This window comes from Streptomyces sp. NPDC101776 (genome assembly GCF_044766845.1).
Classification (GTDB): domain Bacteria; phylum Actinomycetota; class Actinomycetes; order Streptomycetales; family Streptomycetaceae; genus Streptomyces.
On sequence record NZ_JBIWMV010000021.1, the window covers coordinates 106674 to 130169 of the forward strand.

General features: G+C 69.9%; 23 protein-coding genes. 13 read left to right on the plus strand and 10 right to left on the minus strand.

The annotated features are described in order from the left end of the window. Positions 1-20: 20 nt before the first annotated feature. Positions 21-878 carry a hypothetical protein gene (locus ACIRRY_RS41985; RefSeq protein WP_403983928.1) on the plus strand — a complete coding sequence of 286 codons (858 nt, stop codon included), beginning with the start codon at positions 21-23 and terminating at the stop codon, positions 876-878. Here the strand turns inward: ACIRRY_RS41985 and ACIRRY_RS41990 are convergent. Further along, positions 854-1534, minus strand: a complete 681-nt coding sequence (locus tag ACIRRY_RS41990) for a class I SAM-dependent methyltransferase (protein WP_403983930.1) — start codon at positions 1532-1534, stop codon at positions 854-856. The two genes, ACIRRY_RS41985 and ACIRRY_RS41990, sit on opposite strands and share 25 nt — an antisense overlap. 251 nt (positions 1535-1785) lie before the next feature. Here ACIRRY_RS41990 and ACIRRY_RS41995 point away from each other — a divergent pair, with 251 nt between their 5' ends. The 8 genes from ACIRRY_RS41995 (at position 1786) to ACIRRY_RS42030 (ending at position 11782) form a co-directional block, all read left to right on the plus strand. Beyond that, positions 1786-3015 (plus strand): amidohydrolase, encoded by a 1230-nt coding sequence (locus ACIRRY_RS41995; protein ID WP_403983932.1) that lies wholly within the window; start codon positions 1786-1788, stop codon positions 3013-3015. Between the two features lie 288 nt (positions 3016-3303). Next, complete coding sequence (locus ACIRRY_RS42000) at positions 3304-4344, plus strand: BMP family protein (protein WP_403984084.1); 1041 nt, start codon at positions 3304-3306, stop codon at positions 4342-4344. A 252-nt stretch (positions 4345-4596) separates the two neighbouring features. Further along, entirely contained in the window at positions 4597-5655 is a 1059-nt protein-coding gene (locus ACIRRY_RS42005) for a BMP family protein (protein ID WP_403983934.1), read from the plus strand. Positions 5656-5880: 225 nt separating this feature from the next. Next, complete coding sequence (locus tag ACIRRY_RS42010) at positions 5881-7614, plus strand: ABC transporter ATP-binding protein (protein ID WP_403984086.1); 1734 nt, start codon at positions 5881-5883, stop codon at positions 7612-7614. Next, positions 7614-8741 carry an ABC transporter permease gene (locus ACIRRY_RS42015; RefSeq protein WP_403983936.1) on the plus strand — a complete coding sequence of 376 codons (1128 nt, stop codon included), beginning with the start codon at positions 7614-7616 and terminating at the stop codon, positions 8739-8741. The genes ACIRRY_RS42010 and ACIRRY_RS42015 overlap by 1 nt, the downstream gene beginning before the upstream one ends. After that, entirely contained in the window at positions 8738-10000 is a 1263-nt protein-coding gene (locus ACIRRY_RS42020; RefSeq protein WP_403983938.1) for an ABC transporter permease, read from the plus strand. Before ACIRRY_RS42015 ends, ACIRRY_RS42020 begins: the two co-directional genes overlap by 4 nt. Beyond that, positions 9997-10407 (plus strand): cytidine deaminase, encoded by a 411-nt coding sequence (locus ACIRRY_RS42025; RefSeq protein ID WP_403983940.1) that lies wholly within the window; start codon positions 9997-9999, stop codon positions 10405-10407. Before ACIRRY_RS42020 ends, ACIRRY_RS42025 begins: the two co-directional genes overlap by 4 nt. An 82-nt stretch (positions 10408-10489) precedes the next feature. After that, positions 10490-11782, plus strand: coding sequence for a thymidine phosphorylase (locus ACIRRY_RS42030; protein ID WP_403983942.1), 1293 nt, complete (start codon positions 10490-10492; stop codon positions 11780-11782). Positions 11783-11955: 173 nt separating this feature from the next. Here ACIRRY_RS42030 and ACIRRY_RS42035 read toward each other — a convergent pair whose 3' ends face one another. Next, positions 11956-12876, minus strand: coding sequence for an AEC family transporter (locus tag ACIRRY_RS42035; RefSeq protein ID WP_403983944.1), 921 nt, complete (start codon positions 12874-12876; stop codon positions 11956-11958). Positions 12877-12985: 109 nt separating this feature from the next. Here ACIRRY_RS42035 and ACIRRY_RS42040 point away from each other — a divergent pair, with 109 nt between their 5' ends. After that, positions 12986-13378: an STAS domain-containing protein gene (locus ACIRRY_RS42040; protein ID WP_403983946.1), complete on the plus strand. Its 393-nt coding sequence runs from the start codon at positions 12986-12988 to the stop codon at positions 13376-13378. Here ACIRRY_RS42040 and ACIRRY_RS42045 read toward each other — a convergent pair. Beyond that, positions 13262-14278 (minus strand): sigma-70 family RNA polymerase sigma factor, encoded by a 1017-nt coding sequence (locus tag ACIRRY_RS42045; protein WP_403983948.1) that lies wholly within the window; start codon positions 14276-14278, stop codon positions 13262-13264. The two genes, ACIRRY_RS42040 and ACIRRY_RS42045, sit on opposite strands and share 117 nt — an antisense overlap. Positions 14279-14441: 163 nt before the next feature. Then, positions 14442-15701, minus strand: coding sequence for an MFS transporter (locus ACIRRY_RS42050; protein WP_403983950.1), 1260 nt, complete (start codon positions 15699-15701; stop codon positions 14442-14444). 63 nt (positions 15702-15764) lie between these two features. Here ACIRRY_RS42050 and ACIRRY_RS42055 point away from each other — a divergent pair, with 63 nt between their 5' ends. Further along, positions 15765-16721 carry a LysR substrate-binding domain-containing protein gene (locus ACIRRY_RS42055; RefSeq protein WP_403983952.1) on the plus strand — a complete coding sequence of 319 codons (957 nt, stop codon included), beginning with the start codon at positions 15765-15767 and terminating at the stop codon, positions 16719-16721. Between the two features lie 72 nt (positions 16722-16793). Here ACIRRY_RS42055 and ACIRRY_RS42060 read toward each other — a convergent pair whose 3' ends face one another. After that, entirely contained in the window at positions 16794-17558 is a 765-nt protein-coding gene (locus ACIRRY_RS42060; protein ID WP_403983954.1) for a dienelactone hydrolase family protein, read from the minus strand. Between the two features lie 113 nt (positions 17559-17671). Between ACIRRY_RS42060 and ACIRRY_RS42065 the strand changes: the two genes are divergently transcribed. Together ACIRRY_RS42065 and ACIRRY_RS42070 are read left to right on the plus strand one after the other, a co-directional pair. After that, positions 17672-18838, plus strand: a complete 1167-nt coding sequence (locus ACIRRY_RS42065; protein ID WP_403983956.1) for an adenosine deaminase — start codon at positions 17672-17674, stop codon at positions 18836-18838. Between the two features lie 139 nt (positions 18839-18977). Next, positions 18978-19337, plus strand: a complete 360-nt coding sequence (locus ACIRRY_RS42070; protein WP_403983958.1) for an ATP-binding protein — start codon at positions 18978-18980, stop codon at positions 19335-19337. A 109-nt stretch (positions 19338-19446) separates the two neighbouring features. Here ACIRRY_RS42070 and ACIRRY_RS42075 read toward each other — a convergent pair whose 3' ends face one another. The 5 genes from ACIRRY_RS42075 to afsQ1 form a co-directional block, all read right to left on the minus strand. After that, a complete protein-coding gene (locus ACIRRY_RS42075) occupies positions 19447-19650 on the minus strand; it encodes a PspC domain-containing protein (RefSeq protein ID WP_019055767.1) in 204 nt (67 codons plus the stop codon). Positions 19651-19743: 93 nt separating this feature from the next. Further along, complete coding sequence (locus tag ACIRRY_RS42080; RefSeq protein ID WP_403983960.1) at positions 19744-20295, minus strand: VanZ family protein; 552 nt, start codon at positions 20293-20295, stop codon at positions 19744-19746. Between the two features lie 117 nt (positions 20296-20412). After that, a complete protein-coding gene (locus tag ACIRRY_RS42085; RefSeq protein ID WP_403983962.1) occupies positions 20413-21027 on the minus strand; it encodes a hypothetical protein in 615 nt (204 codons plus the stop codon). After that, positions 21027-22613 carry an ATP-binding protein gene (locus tag ACIRRY_RS42090; protein WP_403983964.1) on the minus strand — a complete coding sequence of 529 codons (1587 nt, stop codon included), beginning with the start codon at positions 22611-22613 and terminating at the stop codon, positions 21027-21029. The genes ACIRRY_RS42085 and ACIRRY_RS42090 overlap by 1 nt, the downstream gene beginning before the upstream one ends. Continuing rightward, the gene (gene afsQ1 / locus ACIRRY_RS42095) at positions 22610-23287 is read right to left on the minus strand and encodes a two-component system response regulator AfsQ1 (RefSeq protein WP_019055771.1); all 678 of its coding nucleotides are present in this window, start codon (positions 23285-23287) and stop codon (positions 22610-22612) included. Before afsQ1 ends, ACIRRY_RS42090 begins: the two co-directional genes overlap by 4 nt. Positions 23288-23496 lie beyond the last annotated feature (209 nt).

Consider the following 23496-nt stretch of genomic DNA (forward strand, 5'->3'; position numbering starts at 1 on the left):
CGGCCTGGCACGCTGAAGGCGTGCAACCGCAACCAGGAATCGCGCCTACGGCCACTCCCACCGCCGGCACCCTGTTCGCCGCCCTGTACGGCGAACTCGCCCCGCACGCCTGGCACGACCCCGACTCCGAGCACGACGCGTATCAACTGTTCCACCGGCACTCGCTCGCCATGGGCTGGCTGGACGACCGGGGGATCCGGATCTCGGGGCGCACCGGCGAGGAGAGCCCGGTCGGCGGCCCGGGGCTCTGGGCCATGAACGACGCAGGCTGGACCCACCCCGGGGCCGCGTCCGACGCGGGACTCGTCTCCTGGTTCCAGGCAGAGACCAGTGCGGTGACGGCCGAACGGCCGCTCCCCGTCCAGCCGTTCCTCCGCTGCGCCCAGGACGTGACCGCACGGATCGGCACCGTCCGGCTCTCCGCCGTGCAGGTGCTGCTGCCGGTGCAGGGGATCGATCCCGGCACCCGGCCGGCCTACGCCCTCGTACCGTCCCTGCTCACCACCGAGTGGTTCGGCGAGCGCGACCCGGCGGCCAGGACCCCAGTGGAGGTCCGCGTCAACAGCGGACGCGATCCGGTGATCCCGGCCGTCGCGCGTCAACTCGCCGACCACATCGCGGAGTTGGACCAGGACATCTTCACCTGTGGGGACCACGACGTCACCGAGCGGGGCGCTGCCCTCCCGCCGCTCTTCCACGACCGCTTCTGGAACGGACCGCCCCTGCACGGCATGACCCTGCGCGGTGAACTCGCCGAGTGGTCCTGCGACGCGATCGGCTGGCTGGCCGCGACCGTCGCCGACTGCGCCGCCCGGCTCGGGGTGCGCTCACCCCTGCTCCTCACCGCCACCGCTCATTCGGAAGCGAAAGGCTTGTGAGCCAGGGTGAAGGCGCGGCCCCATCTCTGCTGGCCCGTGGGTTCCACGCGGGCCTGCGCGGCGAGGGTCAGGCCCGCCGCCATGAGGTGCGCGGCGATCTGGGCCGGGGTGCGGAAGTAGTAGTCGAGCGCGATGTCCAGGCCGTAGCGCTCGGTCATGTGGATGTGTTCGCCCTCCGAGGCCTGGAACGCGAGCAGGACCTGGCCGCCCGGCCGCAGGGCCCGGTGGAACTCGGTGAGGACGCCGGGCAGGTCGGCGTCCGGGATGTGGATCGTCGAGTAGAGGGCGAGGATGCCGCCGAGGGTCTCGTCCGGTACGTCCAGGGACGTCATCGAGCCGACCTGGAACCGGAGTCGGGGGTGCGCCTCGCGGGCCAGGGCCACCATGTGCGGGGAGAGGTCGATGCCGAAGGCCTGGACCCCGAGGGCGTTCAGGCGGGCGGTCACATAGCCGGGGCCGCTGCCGACGTCGGCCACCGGGGCCTTGGCCCCCGCCGTACGGACGAGTTCGGCGAAGGCGGTCAGCAGGGCGGTTTCGAGGGGCCCCTCGCCCAGTCCGTCGGGGTGCTCGGCGCTGTACGCGGGGGCGATCGCGTCGTAGGAGGAGCGGGTGGCCTCTATGAAGTCCGCGGTCACAGCCGCGTTCGGGTCGGTCACGTCGGCGGACCTTACCAAGGACACGCTGCGTAGCCGTGACCTCGCGTGACGGTGAGGATTCCGCGATACGGACGGTTCGAGCTGTGCTGTGGTGAGGCGTGGTATCCCAGAAGAAGCGGAAAGCGTACCCATCCCAGCAGGCAGCTATGCGGCCGGCGGTCAGATTTTCTTCGACTAACGGGTTGAACTTTTGTTGATCGAGGGTCAGTTGACCACCCGGGCGCCCTACCCTTCAGAGGGTGAAGCAATTGATGTCAGCAGAGTCCGAGGCAGAGTCCGAGGTCGAGTCCGTCGGGAATGTGCTTCCGGGCACCCTGCCGGAGGACCTGCGTGCCGAACTCGTCGCGTTCCGGCGCGACTTGCACATGCACCCCGAGCTGGGCAACCAGGAGTTCCGGACCACCGCCGCGCTCAGGGCCCGGCTGGAGCAGGCCGGTCTCCAGCCGCGCGTCCTCGCCATGGGGACCGGGCTCGTCTGTGACATCGGCCCGCGTGACGCGGCCGTACCCATGCTCGCGCTGCGCGCCGACATCGACGCCCTGCCCATCCCGGACACGAAGAGTGACTGCGCGTACCGCTCCACCGTGCCCGACCGCGCCCACGCCTGCGGCCACGACGTGCACACCACCGCGGTGCTCGGCGCCGGCCTCGTGCTCGCCCGGCTGCACGAGCAGGGACTGCTGCCGCGGGCGGTACGGCTGCTCTTCCAGCCCGCCGAGGAGATCCTGCCCGGCGGCGCCGCCGACGCCATCGAGTGCGGGGTGCTGGACGGGGTGGGGCGGATCATCGCCGTGCACTGCGACCCCAAGGTCGACAGCGGGCGGATCGGGCTGCGGGTCGGCCCCATCACCTCCGCCTGCGACCGGCTGGAGGTCTCCCTCGACGGCCCCGGCGGGCACACCGCCCGCCCGCACCTCACCACCGACCTGGTGACCGCCGCCGCCCGGGTCGCCACCGACGTGCCCGCGCTCGTCTCCCGCCGGATGGACGCGCGCAGCGGGGTCTCCGTGACCTGGGGGCGGATCGAGTCCGGCCACGCGCCGAACGTCATCCCGCAGCACGCCGAACTCTCGGGCACCGTACGGTGTCTCGATCTCGACGCCTGGCGGCAGGCGCCCGACATCGTGCATGCGGCGATCGACGAGGTCGCCGGGCTGTACCGGGCCAAGTCCGCGATCGAGTACGTGCGCGGGGTGCCGCCCGTCGTCAACGACGCGCTCGTCACCGAGCTGCTGCGGGACGCCATGGTCGCGCGCCGGGGCCCGCTCTCCGTCGAGGACACCGAGCAGAGCCTCGGCGGCGAGGACTTCTCCTGGTATCTGGAGCACGTGCCCGGCGCCATGGCCCGGCTCGGCGTGCGGACCCCCGGGGAGCGGACCGTGCGCGACCTCCACCAGGGCGACTTCGACGCCGACGAGTCCGCGATCACGGTCGGCGTGGAGCTGTTCACCGCCGCCGCGCTGATCGACGCCGCGCTCTGAGCCGGCCTTCTTGGAACAGGCGGCCGTGGGGGTGCCCGTTCGGTACCCCTACGTCCCCTTGTGTCACCCGGGTGTAACCACCGGCGCGCGAACGTAACGCGGTGGCGGCACGATCCGGTAACGGCACGGAGAAACCCCGTTCCCCTCCTCGTCTACGCGCGTTACTGTGCGCGGAAATCGCCACAGTGGCGGCGGCTTGGGGAAGCGGTCCGGTTACGGTGCCGTGGGGACGAAGGAGTGCTTGCTGTGCGTCAGACAACTCGGAGGACGAAGTTCTCCCAAGCTGCGGTGGCCGTCACGGTCATCGCCCTCGCGGCCACCGCCTGCGGTAGCTCCAGCAAGGATGCCGACAAGGCCACCGACACCGCGTCGTCCTCGTCCGGCAAGTACACCGGCAAGGGCATCGGCCTCGCCTACGACGTCGGCGGCAAGGGCGACCAGTCCTTCAACGACGCGGCCTACGCCGGTTTCCAGAAGGCCGAGAAGGAGTTCAACCTCACCGGCCGCGACATCGAGCCGCAGGACAACGAGTCCGACGCGGACAAGGTGCAGCGCCTGGAGAGCCTCGCCACGGCCGGCTACAACCCGGTGATCGGTGTCGGCTTCGCCTACGCGCCGGCCGTCAAGGAGGCCGCCGCGAAGTTCCCGAACATCACGTTCGGCATCATCGACGACGAGCAGGACAAGGCCGCCAACGTGGCCGACCTCGTCTTCCACGAGGAGCAGTCCTCCTACCTCGCGGGCGTCGCCGCGGCCAAGGCGACCAAGAAGAACCACATCGGCTTCATCGGCGGCGTGGACGTCCCCCTCATCCACAAGTTTGAGGCCGGTTTCGACCAGGGCGCCAAGTCCGTCAACCCGAGCATCAAGATCGAGTCGCAGTACCTGACGCAGACCGCGGCCCAGGGCGGCTTCTCCAGCCCCGACAAGGGCAAGGACGCGGCGAGCGGCCAGATCGACGCGGGCGCGGACGTCATCTACGCCGCCGCCGGTCTCTCCGGCCAGGGCGTCATCTCCGAGGCCTCCGCCAAGGGCATCTGGGCCATCGGCGTGGACTCCGACCAGTACGAGCAGGCGGCGCTCGCCAAGTACAAGGACGCCATCCTCGGCTCGGCGCTGAAGAACGTCGGCGGCGCGGTCTACGACCTCGTGAAGTCGGTCTACGAGGGCAAGCCCAAGACCGGCGTGGTCCGCTACGGCCTCGACAACGACGGTGTCGGCTTCTCCGACACCAACCCGAAGTACAAGGCCATGACGGCCGCCGTCGCCGCGGTGGACAAGGCGAAGGCGGACATCATCTCCGGCAAGATCACGGTCAACACGAAGTAGTACGACCCGTCACGACGAGGATCACCCGTAGGCCTGCAACCAGGCCCTATGACTAGGCCCTCCGTGCATCGTTGCAGCCTGGCGCCCCTTGCCTCCCGCAAGGGGCGCCAGGCTGTCCGTACGCTGGCCACCATCTGTGGCCACAGCTCTATAACGGACCGGACAGATGGGGTTTTCCGTCTGGTCTACGCGCGTTACGCTGCGGCGGAACCAGCGCCTGGTTTGGGCGCTTGCACGAAGGAGTCTCGTTCCATGCGCCGGGTGTCCCGAATCGCGGTTGCAGGCGTTGCAACCGCAGCTCTTGCAGTAACCGTCTCCGCCTGCGGCAGCTCGTCCAGCGAGTCCAGCTCCAGCAGCTCCAGCTCCGGCACGTCCAAGGGAATTGGCCTTGCCTACGACGTCGGCGGCAAGGGCGACCAGTCCTTCAACGACGCGGCCTACGCGGGTCTGGTGAAGGCCGAGAAGGACTTCGGTGTCAGCGGCCGTGACGTCGAGCCGCAGGACAACGAGTCCGACGCCGACAAGGTGCAGCGCCTGGAGACCCTCGCCAGGTCCGGCTACAACCCGGTGATCGGTGTCGGCTTCGCCTACGCCCCCGCCGTCAAGGAAGCCGCCGCGAAGTTCCCGAAGATCACCTTCGGCATCATCGACGACAACACCATCACGGCCGCCAACGTCGCCGACATGGTCTTCCACGAGGAGCAGTCCTCCTACCTGGCCGGCGTCACCGCCGCGCTGACCACGAAGTCGAACACCGTCGGCTTCATCGGCGGCGTGGACGTGCCCCTGATCCACAAGTTCGAGGCGGGCTTCGAGCAGGGCGTCAAGGACACCAAGAAGGGCGTCACGGTCAAGGCGCAGTACCTGACCCAGACCGCCGCCCAGGGTGGCTTCTCCAGCCCCGACAAGGGCGAGGCCGCGGCCGACGGCCAGATCGAGGCCGGCGCCGACGTGGTCTACGCGGCCGCGGGTCTCTCCGGCCAGGGCGTCATCAAGTCGGCCGCCGCGCACAAGGTGTGGGCGATCGGCGTCGACTCCGACCAGTACAACCAGGCCGCGCTGGCCAAGTACAAGCCGTACATCCTCACCTCGGCCCTGAAGAACGTCGCGGGCGCGGTCTACGACCTCTCCAAGTCCGTCATCAAGGACAAGAAGCCGCTCAGCGGCGAGATCCGCGGCTCGCTGAGCAACGGCGGTGTCGGCCTGGCCGACTCCAACCCGACCTTCAAGGACAACGCCACCCTCCAGGCCGCCCTCACGAAGGCCGAGGCGGGCATCAAGGACGGCTCGATCAAGGTCAAGACCTCCTGAACCAACGCTTCTAGGCCAGTCACGACCATGGCCAAAAGAGCGCTGTAATGGCAGCGTTACGGCCACGGAACGGGGTGTGGGGAGGATGTCTGCCCACGCCCCGTTCGCGCGGCAGAATGCTCGGAACGGATCGGATGCCAGTCGAGAACCGATCAGGTCCGGGCACTATTTAAAGCAGGGGCGCTACGCGCGTAGAGAGGCCCCTTTCCACAAGGAGAGTTCGCCATCGACGCGTCCAGCAACCCTCCACTCGGCGATCGGTCGACGATCGCGGTCGAACTGGTGGGGATCACCAAGCGCTTCCCGGGTGTCGTCGCCAACAGCGACATCCACCTCAGTGTCCGCAAAGGCACCGTGCACGCCCTCGTCGGCGAGAACGGCGCCGGCAAGTCGACCCTGATGAAGATCCTCTACGGCATGCAGAAACCGGACGAGGGCACCATCGCCGTCGACGGCGAGCAGGTCACCTTCTCCTCCCCGGCCGACGCCATCGCCCGCGGCATCGGCATGGTCCACCAGCACTTCATGCTCGCCGACAACCTCACCGTCCTGGAGAACGTCGTCCTGGGCAGCGAGAAGCTGCACGGCATCGGCGGCGGCGCCCGCAAGAAGATCAAGGAGATCTCCGACCGCTACGGCCTGAACGTCCGCCCGGACCTGCTCGTCGAGAACCTCGGAGTCGCCGAGCGCCAGCGCGTGGAGATCCTCAAGGTCCTCTACCGCGGCGCCCGCACCCTGATCCTGGACGAGCCCACCGCCGTCCTGGTGCCGCAGGAGGTCGACGCCCTCTTCAGCAACCTGCGCGAGCTGAAGTCCGAGGGCCTCGCCGTCATCTTCATCTCGCACAAGCTGGGCGAGGTGCTGTCCGTCGCCGACGAGATCACCGTCATCCGGCGCGGCACCACCGTCGGCACGGCCGTCCCCTCCGCGACGACCCCCCGCCAGCTCGCCGAGATGATGGTCGGCAGCGAACTCCCCACCCCGGAGACCGCCGAGTCCACGGTCACCGACCAGCCCGTCATCGAGGTGAAGGGCCTCACCGTCTACGCGAGCGGCGGCGCCTCCCTCGGCGCCGAGTCCGAGCCCACGGCCGGCGGACTGCTCGGTGACCTCGCCCCCGCCACCGGCGCCGTCAAGCGTGTCCTGGACGACGTCACCTTCACCATCCACGCCGGTGAGGTCATGGGCATCGCCGGCGTCGAGGGCAACGGCCAGACCGAACTCATCGACGCGCTGATCGGCCTGAAGAACGCCGACTCCGGCACCATCGGCTTCCTCGGCGACGACATCACCCCCTGGGCCACCCGCAGGCGCCGCGAACAGGGCATCGGCTACATCCCCGAGGACCGCCACCGTCACGGCCTCCTCCTGGAAGCCCCGCTCTGGGAGAACCGCATCCTCGGTCACGTCACCGAGAAGCCCAACTCCTTCGGCCGTAGGGGCCTTTGGCTCGACATCAAGGGCGCCCAGGCCGACACCCGCCGGATCGTCGAGGAGTACGACGTCCGCACCCCCGGCATCGACGTCACCGCCGCCTCCCTCTCCGGCGGCAACCAGCAGAAGCTGATCGTCGGCCGCGAGATGAGCCACAAGCCGAAGTTCCTGATCGCCGCCCACCCCACCCGTGGTGTGGACGTCGGCGCGCAGGCCGCGATCTGGGACCAGATCCGCGAGGCCCGCCGCGAGGGCCTGGCCGTGCTGCTGATCTCCGCCGACCTCGACGAGCTGATCGGCCTGTCGGACACCCTGCGCGTGATCTACGACGGCAGGCTGGTCGCCGACGCCGACCCGGCCACCGTCACCCCCGAGGAACTCGGCTCGGCCATGACCGGCGCCGCGTCCGGTCACCTCGAACACGTCGAGGAAGAAGCGGACGGCGCGGAGAGCACCGTAGAAAACGGCGCGGACAGCACCGTAGGAAACGCGGACGACACCGCCGCCCCGGAGGACGAGGCCTGATGAAGAAGTTCGACAAGGAGCGTGTGCTCCTCGCCGTGGCCGGACCGGTCATGGCGCTGGTCGCCGCGATCCTGCTGACCTCGGTGGTGCTGCTCGCCTCGGGCAAGAACCCGATCGAGCCGTACAACCTGATGCTCCAGCAGATCGGGTACTCCGACGTCCAGGTGCTGATCATCAACCAGGCGTCGATGTACTACATCGCCGCCCTGGCGGTCGCCCTCGGCTTCCGGATGAACCTGTTCAACATCGGCGTCGACGGCCAGTACCGGCTCGGCGCCGTGATGACCGCGGTCGTCGGCGCGCACGTGGGCCTGCCGGCCGTCCTCCAGGTGCTGCTGCTGCTCCTGGTCGCGATCCTCACCGGCGCCTTCTGGGCCGGGATCGCGGGTCTCCTCAAGGTCACCCGAGGGGTCAGCGAGGTCGTCGCCACGATCATGCTGAACGCGATCGCCACCAGCCTGATCCTCTACCTCACGCAGACCAACACCTGGGGCGTGCAGGTCGGCAACAACATGACGACCGGCATCATGAAGAAGTCCGGCTGGATCCCGGGCATCGACATGGGCTCGGACGTCGGCGAGATCTACGGCCTGGTCTTCCTCGCCGCGATCATCGGCATCCTGTACTGGCTCGTCCTCAACCGCACCCGCTTCGGCTTCGACCTGCGCGCCACCGGCGAGTCCGAGTCCGCAGCCGCCGCCTCCGGCGTCGACGCCAAGCGCATGACGCTCACCGCGATGCTGATCTCCGGCGGTGTCGCGGGCCTCGCCGGTCTGCCGCTGCTGCTCGGCGACAGCCACACCTACAGCCTCACCTTCCCCGAGGGCCTGGGCTTCACCGCCATCGGCATCGCCCTCCTCGGCCGCAACAACCCGGGCGGCATCGCGCTGGCCGCCCTCCTGTGGGCCTTCCTCGACAAGGCGTCTCCCGCCCTGGACTACGCGACCCCGGTCGCGTACCAGAAGGAGATCGCGACGATCATGCAGGGCCTGATCGTCTTCGCGGTCGTCATCTCGTACGAGGTCGTCCGCACCTGGGGCCTGCGCCGCCAGCAGAGCCGCGTCGGCGCCGAACTCGCGGCCGCCGCCCGGAACAACTCCGAGAAGAAGGAGGTGGCGGCCCGATGAGTACCGCGACCATCGCCAAGCCGCAGGCGAAGCAGCCCGGCAAGGGCGGACGCCGATTCTCTCTCCCCGTGCTCCTGTTGATCATCGCGGGCGCGCTGATCCTCACCTCGATCGTCCGCCTGATCACCGGCGCGGACGGCATCACCTCCACCGGTCAGATGTCCACGGCCCTCAGGGCGGCGGTGCCGATCGGTCTCGCCGGTCTCGGCGGACTGTGGGCCGAGCGCGCGGGCGTCGTCAACATCGGCCTCGAAGGCATGATGATCCTCGGCACCTGGTTCGGCGCCTGGGCCGGCTACCAGTGGGGCCCGTGGGTCGGTATCGTCTTCGGCATCATCGGCGGCTGCCTCGGCGCGCTGCTGCACGCGATCGCCACGGTGACGTTCAACGTCAACCACATCGTCTCCGGTGTGGCCATCAACATCCTGGCACTCGGGACCACCCGCTATCTGTCGAAGTTCACCTTCGCCAACACCGAGCAGGGCTCCGCCAAGCAGTCCCCGCCGATCGACTCCCTGGGCACCTTCGACATCCCGGGACTCTCCAGCTGGCTGGACACGCTCAACGAGAAGCACTGGTTCCTGATCTCGGACCTCGCGGGCCTGATCGGCGGTCTGATCACCGACCTCTCCCCGCTCACCGTCATCGCGGTCGCCCTCGTACCGGCCACCTGGTGGGTCCTGTGGCGCACCGCCTTCGGCCTCCGCCTGCGCTCCTGCGGTGAGAACCCGGTGGCCGCCGAGTCCCTCGGCGTCAACGTCTACAAGTACAAGTACATCGCCGTGATCATCTCCGGCGGCTTCGCCGGCCTCGGCGGCGCCTTCCTGTCGATCGTCGCGTCCAACGTCTACCTCGACGGCCAGACCGGCGGGCGTGGCTACATCGGCCTCGCCTCGATGATCTTCGGCAACTGGATGCCGGGCGGACTCGCCCTCGGCGCGGGCCTGTTCGGCTACACCGACAGCCTCAACCTGCGCGGCGGCTCCACCAACGTGCACGCGCTGATCCTGCTGATCGGCTTCCTGCTGGTCGCGGGCTGCGCGTACATGGTCTGGAAGAAGCGGTACGTCCCGGCCGGCATCACCGCCGCCGTCGCGGCCCTGATGTTCGTCTGGTACGCCACCACCGACTCCGTCCCGACCCAACTGGTCGGCGCCAGCCCGTACATCGTCACCCTGCTGGTGCTCTCGCTGTCCGCGCAGCATCTGCGGATGCCGAAGGCGGACGGCCTGCCGTACCGGAAGGGACAGGGCAAGTGACCACGCCCGCCGCCGAGTTGGCCGTCGACTGGGACGAGCTGCGCGCGGAGGCGCGGGAGGCGATGTCCCACGCGTACGCGCCGTACTCGGGCTATCCCGTGGGGGTCGCCGCCCGCGTCGACGACGGCCGCACGGTCTCCGGCTGCAATGTCGAGAACGCGTCGTACGGCCTCGGCCTGTGCGCGGAGTGCGGGCTCGTGTCCGACCTCCAGCGCACCGGCGGCGGCCGGCTGACGCACTTCACGTGCGTCGACGGCAAGGGCGACACCCTCGTCCCGTGCGGCCGCTGTCGCCAACTGCTGTACGAGTTCGGGGGCCCGGGTCTGCTTCTGGACACGCCGGCGGGGATCCTCGCGCTCTCCGAGATGCTCCCGCAGGCCTTCGGGCCGGACCATCTCACCAGGTAACTCCCGTACGGCCCCGCCGAGTTGGTCCATTCCCCTCGGCGGGGCCGCACATTTTCTGAACGTTCGGAAGGAAAGCCAAGCCATGGCGCAAGTCTCGATGGACGCCATCTCCGTCATCCGCACCAAGCGGGACCGCGGTGAACTGAGCGACGAGCAGATCGACTGGGTCATCGACGCGTACACCCGCGGGGAGGTGGCCGACTACCAGATGGCCGCCCTCAACATGGCGATCCTCCTCAACGGCATGAACCGCCGGGAGATCGCCACCTGGACCGCCGCGATGATCGCCTCCGGCGAGCGCATGGACTTCTCGTCCCTCTCCCGCCCGACCGCCGACAAGCACTCGACGGGTGGCGTGGGCGACAAGATCACCCTCCCCCTGGCTCCGCTGGTCGCCGCGTGCGGCGCGGCCGTCCCGCAGCTCTCCGGCCGCGGCCTCGGCCACACCGGCGGCACCCTGGACAAGCTGGAGTCGATCCCCGGCTGGCGCGCCCTGCTCTCCAACGAGGAGATGCTGTCGGTCCTGGAGGGCACCGGCGCGGTCATCTGCGCGGCGGGCGACGGCCTGGCTCCCGCCGACAAGAAGCTCTACGCCCTCCGTGACGTCACCGGCACGGTGGAGGCGATCCCCCTGATCGCCTCGTCCATCATGTCGAAGAAGATCGCCGAGGGCACGGGCTCGCTGGTCCTGGACGTGAAGGTCGGCACGGGCGCGTTCATGAAGACCATTGAGGACGCGCGGGAGTTGGCGTCCACGATGGTGGGCCTGGGCACCGACCACGGCGTGAAGACGGTCGCCCTCCTGACGGACATGTCGACCCCCCTGGGCCTGACGGCGGGCAACGCCCTGGAGGTCCGCGAATCGGTGGAGGTCCTGGCAGGCGGCGGCCCCTCGGACGTCGTCGAGCTGACGATCGCGCTGGCCCGCGAGATGCTCGACGCGGCCGGCATCAAGGACGCCGACCCGGCGAAGGCCCTGGCGGACGGTTCCGCGATGGACGTCTGGCGCCGGATGATCGCGGCGCAGGGCGGCGACCCGGACGCGGAGCTGCCGGTGGCCCGCGAGCAGCATGTCGTCACGGCCTCGGCCTCCGGCGTTCTCACCCGCCTCGACGCCTACGACATCGGCATCGCGGCCTGGCGTCTCGGCGCGGGGCGTGCGCGCAAGGAGGACCCGGTGCAGGCGGGCGCGGGAGTGGAGATGCACGCCAAGCCGGGCGACGCGGTGACAGCGGGCCAGCCCCTGCTGACCCTGCACACGGACACACCGGAACGCTTCGACTATGCCCTGGAGGCGGTCGAGGGGTCGTACGACATCGGCGCCACGGGATCGCCGTTCACGGCTTCGCCGGTGGTGCTGGAGCGGATTTCCTGATCGGTGGTTGTGGGGGAGGGGGCTCAAGGGGGCCGGGACTTGAGGGTTCCGGCCCCCTTAAGGCTTTTCGGGGTGGCGGCCGAGCTCCAGGATCCCGGCCACCTGCGTCTTCTAGGGGCGCGGGGAACTGCGCGCCCAGCCACAGCGCACCCGCGGCCGAACAACAACCGCACCTACCCAAGCAGTGCCGCGATGACCACAAGCACAGGCACCGACAGCACCGTGGACAGCAGGATCGAGTCCCGGGCCAACCCCTCACCCACGCGGTAGCGACTCGCGTACGTGTACAGATTCTGCGCACCGGGAAGCGCCGAGGTCACCACCACGTCGAGCAACCCCGCCCCACGAATCCCGAACACCCCCATCGCCAGCACCCACGCGACCACCGGCTGCCCCACCGACTTCAGCGCGACCGACAACAACACCGGCCCCCGCTCAACCCCCCGCGCCGGCACCGAACTACCCCGCAACGAGATCCCGAACCCGATCAGCACCGCCGGTACGGCCATGTTCCCGATCAGGGTGAGCGGGTTCATCACCGGGCCCGGCACGTGCACTCCCGCGCCCGCCACCGCGACCCCCGCGAGAGACCCGAGCGCGACCGGATTGCGCAACGGCGTCAACACCCGCACCCACAGCGCCCGTCGCGCCCCCTCGCCCGACAGATCCAGCACCGTGAGCGCGAGCGGGGACACCACGACGAGCTGGAACAGCATCACCGGCGCCACGAGCGAGGCATTGCCCAGGACGTACACCGAGATCGGGATCCCGAGGTTGCCGGAGTTGACGTAACTCGAACAGAGCGCCCCGATCGTCGTACGGCCGACACCCCACCCGCGTACGACCCCGACCGCCACGAACACCCCCGCCACCGCCGCCGTACTCAGCACCGTCACGAGCAGCCCACTGGAGAAGACCACCGACAGATCCGCCCCCGCGAGGGTCGTGAACAGCAGGGCCGGGGACGCGACATTGAACGCCAGCTTGGTCAGCACGTCCCGCCCGTGCTCGCCGAGGGAACCCCGCAGCCCGATCACATACCCGACCGCGATGACCACACCGATCACCGCGAACCCGGTCAACACCCCCTGCACGGCACCTCCTCGGCGGCTGCCGCAGCACACGGGAGGGCGTCGAGGGCGTCGGGTATCCAGGGCGGGGCTGATCCATGGGGCATACAGCAAACCTAGGCGGTCGCCCCCGATGAGTTACGACCGCCCACCCGGTCTACCGATCGTGGACGCCAAGACACCCGCTGTACTCGTGCCGAACCGCCCCGTCACCCGTGACGAGGTGGTGCGACTGTGCGAGGAGGTACGGCGGCTGCTGGAGACGACCGGTGCCGGGGTCGTTCTCGTCGGGATCGAGACCGTGGGGCCCGGGCCGCCGGGGCTCGGTACCGTCGACCTCCTGGCCCGCCTCGAACTGGCCGCCCGGCGGGCCGGTGGCCGGATCAGGCTGCGTGGGCCCAGCCCCGGACTACGCGCCCTCCTCGACCTGGTCGGGCTCCGCTTCGAGATGGAGGGGCAGGTCGAACAGCGGGAACCAGCGCTTGGTGTCCAGGAAGAAGTGGAACCCGGTGAGCCTGCCGTCTGAGATCTCCAGGACCTGGACCGACCAGGGACTGAAACCGCCCGCCTCCGGGTCCGGCTTGTACTGGGCGAAGCCCGGCAGGCCGTTCACCTGCACCGGGATCAGGCGGGAGCCCTCGCAGGCGGCGCCGATCGTCGTCATGAAGCCCGTGATGTCGTCGTGGCCGGTGAGCCACAGGTCGAACGGCGGCATCGTCATGATGGCGTCCTCGTGCAGCAGCGCCGTCAGGGCGGCCATGTCGTAGCCCTCGAAGGCCGCGACGTACCGCTCCAGAAGCTTCTTCTGCTCCTCGTCCAGCGGGTCGGAGACGGCCGCGTCGGCCGCCTTCTCGTCCCGCTCGGCGAGGGTCGCCCGGGCCCGCTGCAACGCGCTGTTGACCGACGCGACCGAGGTGCCGAGCAGCTCGGCGACCTCGTTCGCCCGCCAGGCCAGCACCTCGCGCAGGATCAGCACCGCCCGCTGTTTGGGCGGCAGTTGCTGCAACGCGGCCATGAACGCGAGCCGTACGGACTCCTTGGCGACCGCCGCCTCCGCCGGGTCGGTGACGCTCGGCAGCACGCGCGCGTCCGGCATCGGCTCCAGCCAGGTGTTGTCCGGGCGGGGGGACAGCGCGGCCTGCGCGAGGGGGGTGGAGTCGCTGAGGTCGACGGGCCGCGCCCGCTTGTTGCCCGCGGACAGCATGTCCAGGCAGACGTTCGTCGCGATCCGGTACAGCCACGAACGGAGGCTGGACCGGCCCTCGAACTTCTCGTAGTTCCGCCAGGCGCGGACCATCGTGTCCTGCACCGCGTCCTCGGCCTCGAAGGAGGAGCCGAGCATCCGGTAGCAGTACCCGGTCAGCTCGACGCGGTGTTTCTCCAGCCTGATGTCGAGGTCCGTCGTAGTCACAGCGCTGTCCGTCATGGTCTCGCCCACCCACCCCTGTGGCCGTTCTTCCCTTACCCCGCAACGTAGCGCAGCCCACTGACAATGGCGCGAGGAGTGAGTGAACGCGCAGGTCAGGCTGGGGGGTGTTGGTGTGGGTGCCCCGTGCTGGAAAGCCCCCGGCACGACAGCCCCACCCCCCTCAAGCCGCCGCAGGCATCCTCGCCGCCCGAGACCCGAACACAGTGATCGTCACAACGCCGATCACCGCCAGCACCCCCACCCCGACCGTCCCCGCCCAGCCCCCCGCGTGGAACGCCATCGCGCCGACCGTACTGCCGGTGCTGGACCCGATGTAGTACGCGGACTGGTAGAGCGCCGACGCCTGCGCGCGCCCCGTCGTCGCCGTCTTGCTGACCGCCGAGGACGCGACCGCGTGTCCCGCGAAGAAGCCGGCCGTGATGAGCACCAGGCCCAGCAGGACCAGGGGGAGGGAGTCGGCGAGGGAGACCAGAAGTCCCGCCGCCGTCGTACCGCCCGCCAGGTACAGGGCCCCGCGCCGCCCCAGCCGGCCCACCAGCCGCCCGGCCGTGGACGCGGACACCGTGCCCACCAGATACACCAGAAAGATCGAGCCGATGATGCCCTGGGGGAGGGAGAAGGGGGCCTCGGTGAGGCGGTAGCCGATCACCGTGTAGACGCCGCCGAAGACCGTCATGAACAGGGCGCCGATCGCGTACAGCCGGCACAGCAGCGGGTTCGCGAGGTGGCCCTGGACCGTGCGGGCCAGGACGCGCGGGCGCAGCGAACCCGGCGTGAAGTGCTGAGGGGCGGGCAGCAGGAGGCGGAACGCGACCGCGCAGCCGACCGCGATCACGCCGATCACCGCCACCGCGACCCGCCAGCCCCACTCCTGCGCGACCCAGCCGGTGACGACCCGGCCGCTCATCCCACCGACGCTGTTGCCGGCCACGAACAGGCCGATCGCCGTGACCAGCGCCTTCGGCCGGACCTCCTCCGCCAGATACGCCGTCGCCGACGCGGGCAGCCCCGCCAGCGCGGCACCCTGCAGAAACCGCAACGCCACCAGCGCGCCCAGCGACGGCGCGAACGGGACCAGGACCCCGATGCTCACCGCGACCACCAGCGACGCCGTCATGACCGTACGACGTCCGAAACGTTCCGACAGCGCGCTCATCGGCAGCACGAACACCGCGAGTCCGCCGGTCGCCGCCGCCACCGTCCAGCTCGCCGCGCTCGCGCTCACCCCGAAACCGGAGGAGATCAGCGGCAGCAGCGCCTGCGTGGAGTAGAGCAGCGCGAACGTCGCCACACCCGCGAGGAACAGCGCGAAGCTCATCCGGCGATAACCGGGACCGCCCGGCGTCAGCCGTGAGTCGGAAACGGACGAGGGGGCGGAGGCGGCCACGATCGTGGACGCCCCGGTATCGACGGGAGCCATGCCTCGAAGCTACGTACGTCCCCGCTCATCCGTCCAATGCACGGAAACGCCATAATCGTTCCCATGGCGCATCAGTACAGCTCACAGGCTCATCTGTCACCGTCCGGTGACACAGAAGACATCGTCGCGCTACTGGCGCCCCGCCTCGCCTACTTCGCCGGCGTCGCCCGCACCGAGCACGTCACCCGGGCCGCGCAGGAGATGCAGGTCCCGCAGTCCACCCTGTCGCGCGCGATGGTCCGCCTCGAACAGGACCTGGGCGTCGACCTGTTCGCCCGCAGAGGCCGCACGGTGTCGTTGACCCCCGCCGGCCGCACCTTCCTCACCTCCGTCGAACGCGCCCTCGCCGAGATCGAGAAGGCCGCCGACGAGGTCCGCGCCGACGCCGACCCCGCCACCGGCAAAGTCGCCTTCGGTTTCCTCCACACCCTCGGCTCGGAAACCGTCCCCGGCCTCATCCGGGCCTTCCGCGCCGACCACCCCCGCGTCCGCTTCAGCCTCGTCCAGAACTATGGCGAGGCCATGCTGGACCGCCTGCGCGCGGGCGAACTGGACCTCTGCCTCCTGACGTCCCCCACCCTCGACGCCCCCGACGTCGTCTCCCACCGCCTCGACGTCCAGCGACTCCGCCTCGTCGTCCCCGCCGACCACCGCCTGGCCTCCCGCAAACGCATCCGCCTCGCCGAAGCCGCCGACGAAACCTTCGTCACCCTCGAACCGGGCTACGGCCTCCGCCGCATCACCGACGACGTCTGCAAGGAGGCCGGTTTCCGCCCGAAGATCGCCTTCGAGGGAGAGGAGGCGGAGACACTGCGGGGCCTGGTGGCGGCCGGCCTGGGCGTCGCCCTCCTACCCCCACCAGCCGTACCCCGCCCAGGAGTTGCGGAACTGACGGTCACAGCCCCGAGAGCGGTGAGAGAGATCGGCGTGGCATGGCTGGACGGTCACCCCGACACTCCGCCGGTGGCAGCCTTCAAGCAGTTCCTACTGGCGAGAAAGGGCAACCTGCTACCAACGTAGGCGCATACCCCCCCCAGGGGCGCGGGGAACTGCGCGACCAGCCCCCACCGGCCCGCACCCCGCAACGACCCCTCAACCCCTACGAAGCGACCGCCCAAACCCCGCAGCCAACGGCATCCTCAATCCCAACGGCGGCGGAGCCTGAAGCGCATCCTCGACAGGCCGAGAAAACGCCCGCCCGAACAACGCCCCCATCACGAAGTCCTCGGTCAACGCGTGCACTTCCTGCCGGTGTTGATGCAACCCGTGCCCATCGGAATGCACCTCGAACCGACAGATGTCCCGGTTCGCCTTCTTCGCCCGAGCCGCCAGCCGGAACGACAGTTCCGGATCGGTCCGTTCGTCGTTCGTGCCGTGCACGATCAACACCCGCCGCCCCGCGAGTTGCTTCACCGGTTCGGGTGGTGCGGCGACGTCCTGTTCGGGCAGCCAAGGAGCCAGCGCGACCACGGAGTTGACCGCCTCGTGCCCCGCGGAGCGCAACGCCGCGCGCCCGCCCATGTCGATCCCGGTGAGACACACGGGCACGTCCCCGTACCGCCGTACGACCTCGTCCACCGCCCAGGTCGCGTCGCGCGCGAGAGACGCCTCGCTGCCGTTCCAGCCGCGGCTGCGGTAGTGGACGACATGCGCGGCGAGGCTCTCGCCCTGGCCCGCGCGGGCCAACCTGCGCCCCAGCGTCCGTACCGAAGCCGTCGCCATCATGGGGGAGGGCCTACGCGCGGAGACCTCGTCGCCGCCGGGGAGCAGCAGCACCACGCCGCTCACCGAGGTCGGTTCGGGACCGAGCGCTCTCCCCAGCCGGGCCGTCCGAACCGGCGTCGCTTGCTGTGCCATGACAGAACAGTGTCAGAAGTGGGCGTGTACGCCATCCTTCCGCGCGGTCACCGTTACGTATCGACGGATTCGTACAACGGGTGATCTACGCGCGTAGGAGTTAGAGTGCGGAAATGACGAGCCAGAGCACCCCGAACACCCCGACGCCGGACCAGATCCGCCGGGCGCCGAAGGTTCTGCTGCACGACCACCTCGACGGCGGTCTCCGCCCGGGGACGATCGTCGGACTCGCGCGGGACGCCGGGTACACCGGACTCCCCGAGACCGACCCGGACAAGCTCGGCGTGTGGTTCGCCGAGGCCGCCGACTCCGGTTCGCTGGAACGGTACTTGGAGACCTTCGCGCACACGGTCGCCGTGATGCAGACCCGGGACGCGCTGATCCGGGTCGCGCGCGAGTGCGCGGAGGATCTCGCCGAGGACGGCGTGGTGTACGCCGAGGTGCGGTACGCGCCCGAGCAGCACCTCGACGGCGGGCTCAGCCTCGAAGAGGTCGTCGAGGCCGTCAACGAGGGCTTCCGGCAAGGGGAGTTGCTCGCGAGGGAGAGTGGGCGGCGCATTCGCGTCGGGGCGCTGCTCACCGCCATGCGGCACGCGGCCCGTTCCCTGGAGATCGCCGAACTCGCCAACCGATACCGCGACTTGGGCGGCGGTGGAGTTGTCGGATTCGACATCGCGGGTGCGGAGGCCGGGTTCCCGCCCACCCGGCACCTGGACGCCTTCGAGTATCTGAAGCGCGAGAACAACCACTTCACGATCCACGCCGGTGAGGCCTTCGGGCTGCCGTCGATCTGGCAGGCGTTGCAGTGGTGCGGTGCCGACCGGCTGGGGCACGGGGTGCGCATCATCGACGACATCCAGGTCAAGGAGGACGGTTCGGTCGAGCTCGGGCGGCTCGCGTCGTACGTCCGCGACAAGCGCATCCCGCTGGAGCTGTGCCCCAGTTCCAACCTCCAGACCGGTGCCGCCGACTCCTATGCCGAGCACCCGATCGGGCTGCTGCGCCGGCTGCACTTCCGGGCGACGGTCAACACCGACAACCGCCTCATGTCGCACACCAGCATGTCGCTGGAATTCGAGCACCTTGTCGAGGCGTTCGGTTATTCGCTCGACGACATGCAGTGGTTCTCCGTCAATGCTATGAAGTCAGCATTCATTCCTTTCGATGAACGACTCGCCATGATCAATGACGTGATCAAGCCCGGATATGCCGAGCTGAAATCCGAATGGCTGTTCCGGCAGACGGCTTCCACCAGCGGTTCTGTACCGGAAGAGGGCTGAACGAGGGGGAATGGGGCACGAGAGATGCGGGCGGACGTTCACAATCCGTCCGCATTTCGATGTTTGCGGCGGGCGCCTTCGCGTGTTTACGGTCTTGGACCGCTCACATCCCCGTCATCCATTCAAGGACGCATTCACCATGAAGCAGTCTGCTGCCAAGACCCTCGGTGTCGCCGCCCTCGGTGCTGCCTTCGCTGCCGTAGGCGCGGGTGCCGCGAGCGCGGCTCCGGCGGTGCCGGACGCCACGCAGGCGCTGGGCTCCGTGACCCACACGCTGCCCGCGGAGAACGTCGCCAAGGCGCTGCCGGGTGCCGGCCAGGCGCTGAGCTCGGCGCAGCCCGCGCTCGCGGGTGGCCTGTCCGCCGTGCAGCCGGCCGCCGAGAAGGTGCTGTCCGACGGTCCGACCGCGCCCGTCGCCGGGCTGCTGGGCGGCCTGCCGCTGTCGCAGACGGGCCTGCCCACGCACGGCCTGCCGCTGAACGGCATCCCGCTGGGCTGAGCATCCCGCTGGGCTGAGCCCACCCCGAACGCGCCGATGGGGCGCGCCCCCGGACGAGGGGTGCGCCCCATCGGCGTACCTGCGCGAGGGCCTCACCGGGCTCCGGTCCCTACCAGGCCTCGGTGCGCACCTTGTCCTCGGACGGGAACAGGATCCACAGCGCGATGTAGAGCAGGAACTGCGGGCCGGGCAGCAGACACGAGAGCAGGAAGATCACCCGCATCGTGGTCGCGGAGGTCCCGAAGCGCCGGGCCAGCGCTGCGCACACTCCGCCGATCATGCGGCCTTGGGTGGGGCGGGCAATGGCGGCCATGGTGGCTCCTTCGTGAGCGTCTCTCCGAGGCCTCCCCTGCGGCTGCCTCATCTGACGTCAACGCTACGGACCGGGAGCCGGCCCGGCGTCGCTCTACGGTGCGATGCCGACCCTGGGAATCGTCGGGGTTCGTCCCTGAGTCGCTTCCTCCTGGAGGACGGTCAGGGGGAGGGGGCTCTCAGTCCTGCGGCGGAGCCAGGCGCGGGCGGCGGGGACGAAGGCCGCGTGCGCGAGGGCGACGCCCACCGTGTTCATCAGCAGTGAGTCGATGTCGACGACCTGGCCGGGCACCCCGGTCTGCAGCAGTTCGATGCCCAGGGAGATCAGGGCGCCCGCCGCGACCGTACGGATGAAGGACGCGAGCGGGGAGACATGGAGCCGGCCGCTGACCATCGGGAGCAGGACGCCCAGCGGGGCCAGCAGGGCGAGGCCCTCGCCGATCCGCTTCGCGGCCTCCGGCCAGCCCAGGGTCAGATCGGCCCGGATACTGGCCAGTGGGTGCAGATTCGGGGGCATCACCCAGGGGACGTCCCGGGGACGCAGCGTGACCCAGGCGACGAACACGAGATGTGCGACGAGGAGGACACCTCCTGTCACACGGATGCGAATCGCGGCGCTGCCGCCGATGGAGCCTTGACGCTGCACGTCCCACAAGACGCCCTCTGCGGCACGATCGGTTCCGGGTGGATGCCGGGCACCAGGGTGAGGCCTGCGCCACACGCCCCTTTTCGCGCCCCGTTCACCCCCGAAGCGCCCGCGGCTTCAGCCGCCCGTCACCTCGCTGGACGGCGGTGCCTTGGTGCCGGGGTCGGAACGGACGTCGTCCGTGCACTCGTAGCGGCGCAGGGGCGCCTCGCCCGGGCCGCCCAGGATCACGGAGCCGTCGCCCTCGGCCGCGGCCGAGTCGGAGAACGTACAGACGATCTGGGCGAGCGCGTACGACGTGAGGTCGGCCGGCGAATTGCTCAGCCGCAGCGCGTCCTTGGGGTCCCTGGCGCGCGGCCCGCCGACCGTCATACCGCCGCGCACGTCGGTCGTGTAGCCGGCGTCCTTCTCACCCGAGGACGGCGACTGGGCGAGCTGGTCCAGCAGCCCCTGCGCGACGATCACGCGCCGCTGCACGTCCGCCGTGCCGTCCGGCACCTGTACGGCCCGGTCGACGGTCACCAGCGACGACCCGCACAGCAGGAACACCTGCACGGGCACCCCGCGCGCGGCCTGCGGCGAGGTGTCCGGGTCGGTGAGCGTGCAGGGCACCCGGGACGGCGCGGCCCCGAAGTCGGTCGGCACCTCGGTGGCCCGGATCCCGCACCCGGTGAGCAGCAGGCCGAGGAGCGGAAGGGCCAGGGGGACGGCGTAGCGGCGTCCTGCGGTCATCACGCGGTCTCCTCGGGGCCTGCGCCCTCGGCCTTCTCGCCGTTCTCGGCGCCGGGCTCCTCCGTGAGCGCGGAGGCGTCTCGTGGCAGCCGCAGGGTGAACACCGCGCCGCCCTCGGGGGAGTTGGCGGCGGTGATCTCGCCGCCGTGGATGTGGGCGTTCTCCAGGGCGATGGAGAGGCCGAGGCCGCTGCCCTCGGAGCGGGGCCGGGAGGCGCTCGCCTTGTAGAAGCGGTCGAAGACGTGCGGCAGGACGTCCTCGGGGATGCCGGGGCCGTGGTCGCGGACCGCGATGACGAGGTCGTCGTCCTCCAGCCGGACCGACACCCGCACCGGTGAGCCGCCGTGCTTGAGGGCGTTGCCGATGAGGTTGGCGAGGATGACGTCCAGGCGGCGCGGGTCGAGCACGGAGTGGATGCCGCGCTCGGCGTCCAGGTCCACGGCGTCCAGCCAGGCGCGGGCGTCGATGCACGCGGTGATCTGGTCGGCGAGGTCGACGTCGTCCAACACCAGCCGGGCGGTGCCCGCGTCGAAGCGGGTGACCTCCATCAGGTTCTCCACGAGGTCACCGAGCCGCTTGGTCTCGCTGACGACGAGCCGTACGGCGGGCTCGATCATCGGGTCCACGCTGCCGGTCTCGGCGTCGAGTTCCTCCTCCAGCACCTCCACCACGGCGGTGATGGCGGTGAGCGGAGTCCGCAGCTCGTGCGACATGTCGGCGACGAACCGGCGCGAGGCGTCGTCCCGGGCGGCCATGTCGGCGACCCGCTTCTCCAGCGCCTCGGCGGTCTGGTTGAACGTCCTTGCCAGCTCGGCGAGTTCATCGGTACCGGAGACCCTGAGCCGGGTGTCCAGCTTGCCCTCGCCCAGTCGGCGCGCGGCGATGCCGAGCCGGTGCACGGGCTTGAGGACGGTCGTCGCGGCGGCCTGCGCGAGCAGCGCGGAACCGATCAGCGCGAGCCCGGTGGCGATACCCAGCGACCAGGCAAGGGAGTTGAGGTCCTTCGCCTCCGGCTCAAGAGACTTGAGCATGTAGCCGGTCGGACCGCCGCCGATCATCCGCGTACCGGCCACCAGATACGGCGTGCCGTGCTCGGTGACCCGCTGCCAGTACAGGTGGTACGGCTCCTTGTTGCCGCCCGCGGACACCGACTGCTGCTTGTTCACCGCCGTACGCAGGGACTTGGGCACGTCCTCCAGCGAAAAGCCGTTCAGGCCGCCCGAGTTGCCGTAGACCGTCTTGGCGTCCGTGTCCTCGGCGACCAGCAGGACGCTGAAGCGCTGGCTGCTGTTGGCCATCTGGCCCGCCGTGCGCATCAGTTCGTCCTGCGTGGGGTGCACGGGCAGGGCGCCGGCGCGGTTCTGCATCTCCTGGCGGAAGTCGCGCAGGACGGCGTCCTGGGCGCGGGTGAGGACGGCCTCCCGGTTGAGCCAGTAGGCGATGCCGGACGCGGAGACGGCGGCCGTCAGCGCGACCAGCCCGAACACGACCACCAGCCGCAGCCGCAGGCTGGTGAACCGCAGCCGCCACAGGACTCCCTTACGGCCCGGGCGCCAGCCGCGGATCCCCCCTGGTGCGTCGGTCACTGAGGCGAGTCCAGGCGGTAGCCGACGCCGCGCACGGTACGGATGAGCGTCGGGGACGACGGGATGTCCTCGACCTTGGCACGCAGCCGCTGGACACAGGCGTCCACCAGCCGCGAGTCACCGAGATAGTCGTGCTCCCACACCAGGCGCAGCAACTGCTGCCGGGACAGGGCCTGTCCGGGCCGCCGGCTCAGTTCGAGCAGCAACCGCAGCTCGGTGGGCGTGAGTTGGAGGTCCTCGCCGTTCTTCGTGACGGTCATCGCGGCCCGGTCGATGACCAGCGAACCGAACGAGGCCGCGTCGTTGGCCTCCCGCTCCCCGCGCCGCAGCACGGCCCGGATACGGGCGTCCAGCACGCGCCCCTGCACGGGTTTGACCACGTAGTCGTCGGCGCCGGACTCCAGTCCGACGACGATGTCGATGTCGTCGCTGCGCGCGGTGAGCAGAATGATCGGCAGCTGGTCCGTGCGCCGGATACGACGGCACACCTCGAAACCGTCGATGCCGGGCAGCATCACATCCAGCACGATCAGGTCCGGCCGCTGCTCACGCAACAGCTTCAGACCGTCCTCGCCGCTGGCAGCGGTGGCTACCCGGTGTCCCTGGCGCGTCAGCGAGAGCTCCAGGGCCGTCCGGATGGCGTCGTCGTCCTCGATCAGCAACAGGGAAGGCACGGGGCTCATTCTGGCCCATGTGGGGGTGGGGTTTCGACACCTGTACGGGTACGTCCCCGCAGCGGGTCCGCGGACGTCCCCGTAGCGCCCCATTCTGTGACCGGACTGTCCGTTTTCTGAGGGCAGCCGCAGAGACCCACCCCTGTGACAGGTCTGTGACAGTCGGCGGACACGTCCATGAAGTGACCCCGGCAGGATTTTCGGCACGG

What these genes read in the sequence shown, in the direction of transcription:
- ACIRRY_RS41995 (WP_403983932.1), top strand. Translation starts at nt 1,786, where the DNA reads ATGTCAGCAGAGTCCGAGGCAGAGTCCGAGGTCGAGTCCGTCGGGAAT.
- ACIRRY_RS42005 (WP_403983934.1), top strand. Translation starts at nt 4,597, where the DNA reads ATGCGCCGGGTGTCCCGAATCGCGGTTGCAGGCGTTGCAACCGCAGCT.
- ACIRRY_RS42015 (WP_403983936.1), top strand. Translation starts at nt 7,614, where the DNA reads ATGAAGAAGTTCGACAAGGAGCGTGTGCTCCTCGCCGTGGCCGGACCG.
- ACIRRY_RS42020 (WP_403983938.1), top strand. Translation starts at nt 8,738, where the DNA reads ATGAGTACCGCGACCATCGCCAAGCCGCAGGCGAAGCAGCCCGGCAAG.
- ACIRRY_RS42030 (WP_403983942.1), top strand. Translation starts at nt 10,490, where the DNA reads ATGGCGCAAGTCTCGATGGACGCCATCTCCGTCATCCGCACCAAGCGG.
- ACIRRY_RS42040 (WP_403983946.1), top strand. Translation starts at nt 12,986, where the DNA reads ATGAGTTACGACCGCCCACCCGGTCTACCGATCGTGGACGCCAAGACA.
- ACIRRY_RS42045 (WP_403983948.1), bottom strand. Translation starts at nt 14,278, where the DNA reads ATGACGGACAGCGCTGTGACTACGACGGACCTCGACATCAGGCTGGAG.
- ACIRRY_RS42050 (WP_403983950.1), bottom strand. Translation starts at nt 15,701, where the DNA reads ATGGCTCCCGTCGATACCGGGGCGTCCACGATCGTGGCCGCCTCCGCC.
- ACIRRY_RS42055 (WP_403983952.1), top strand. Translation starts at nt 15,765, where the DNA reads ATGGCGCATCAGTACAGCTCACAGGCTCATCTGTCACCGTCCGGTGAC.
- ACIRRY_RS42060 (WP_403983954.1), bottom strand. Translation starts at nt 17,558, where the DNA reads ATGGCACAGCAAGCGACGCCGGTTCGGACGGCCCGGCTGGGGAGAGCG.
- ACIRRY_RS42065 (WP_403983956.1), top strand. Translation starts at nt 17,672, where the DNA reads ATGACGAGCCAGAGCACCCCGAACACCCCGACGCCGGACCAGATCCGC.
- ACIRRY_RS42070 (WP_403983958.1), top strand. Translation starts at nt 18,978, where the DNA reads ATGAAGCAGTCTGCTGCCAAGACCCTCGGTGTCGCCGCCCTCGGTGCT.
- ACIRRY_RS42075 (WP_019055767.1), bottom strand. Translation starts at nt 19,650, where the DNA reads ATGGCCGCCATTGCCCGCCCCACCCAAGGCCGCATGATCGGCGGAGTG.
- ACIRRY_RS42085 (WP_403983962.1), bottom strand. Translation starts at nt 21,027, where the DNA reads ATGACCGCAGGACGCCGCTACGCCGTCCCCCTGGCCCTTCCGCTCCTC.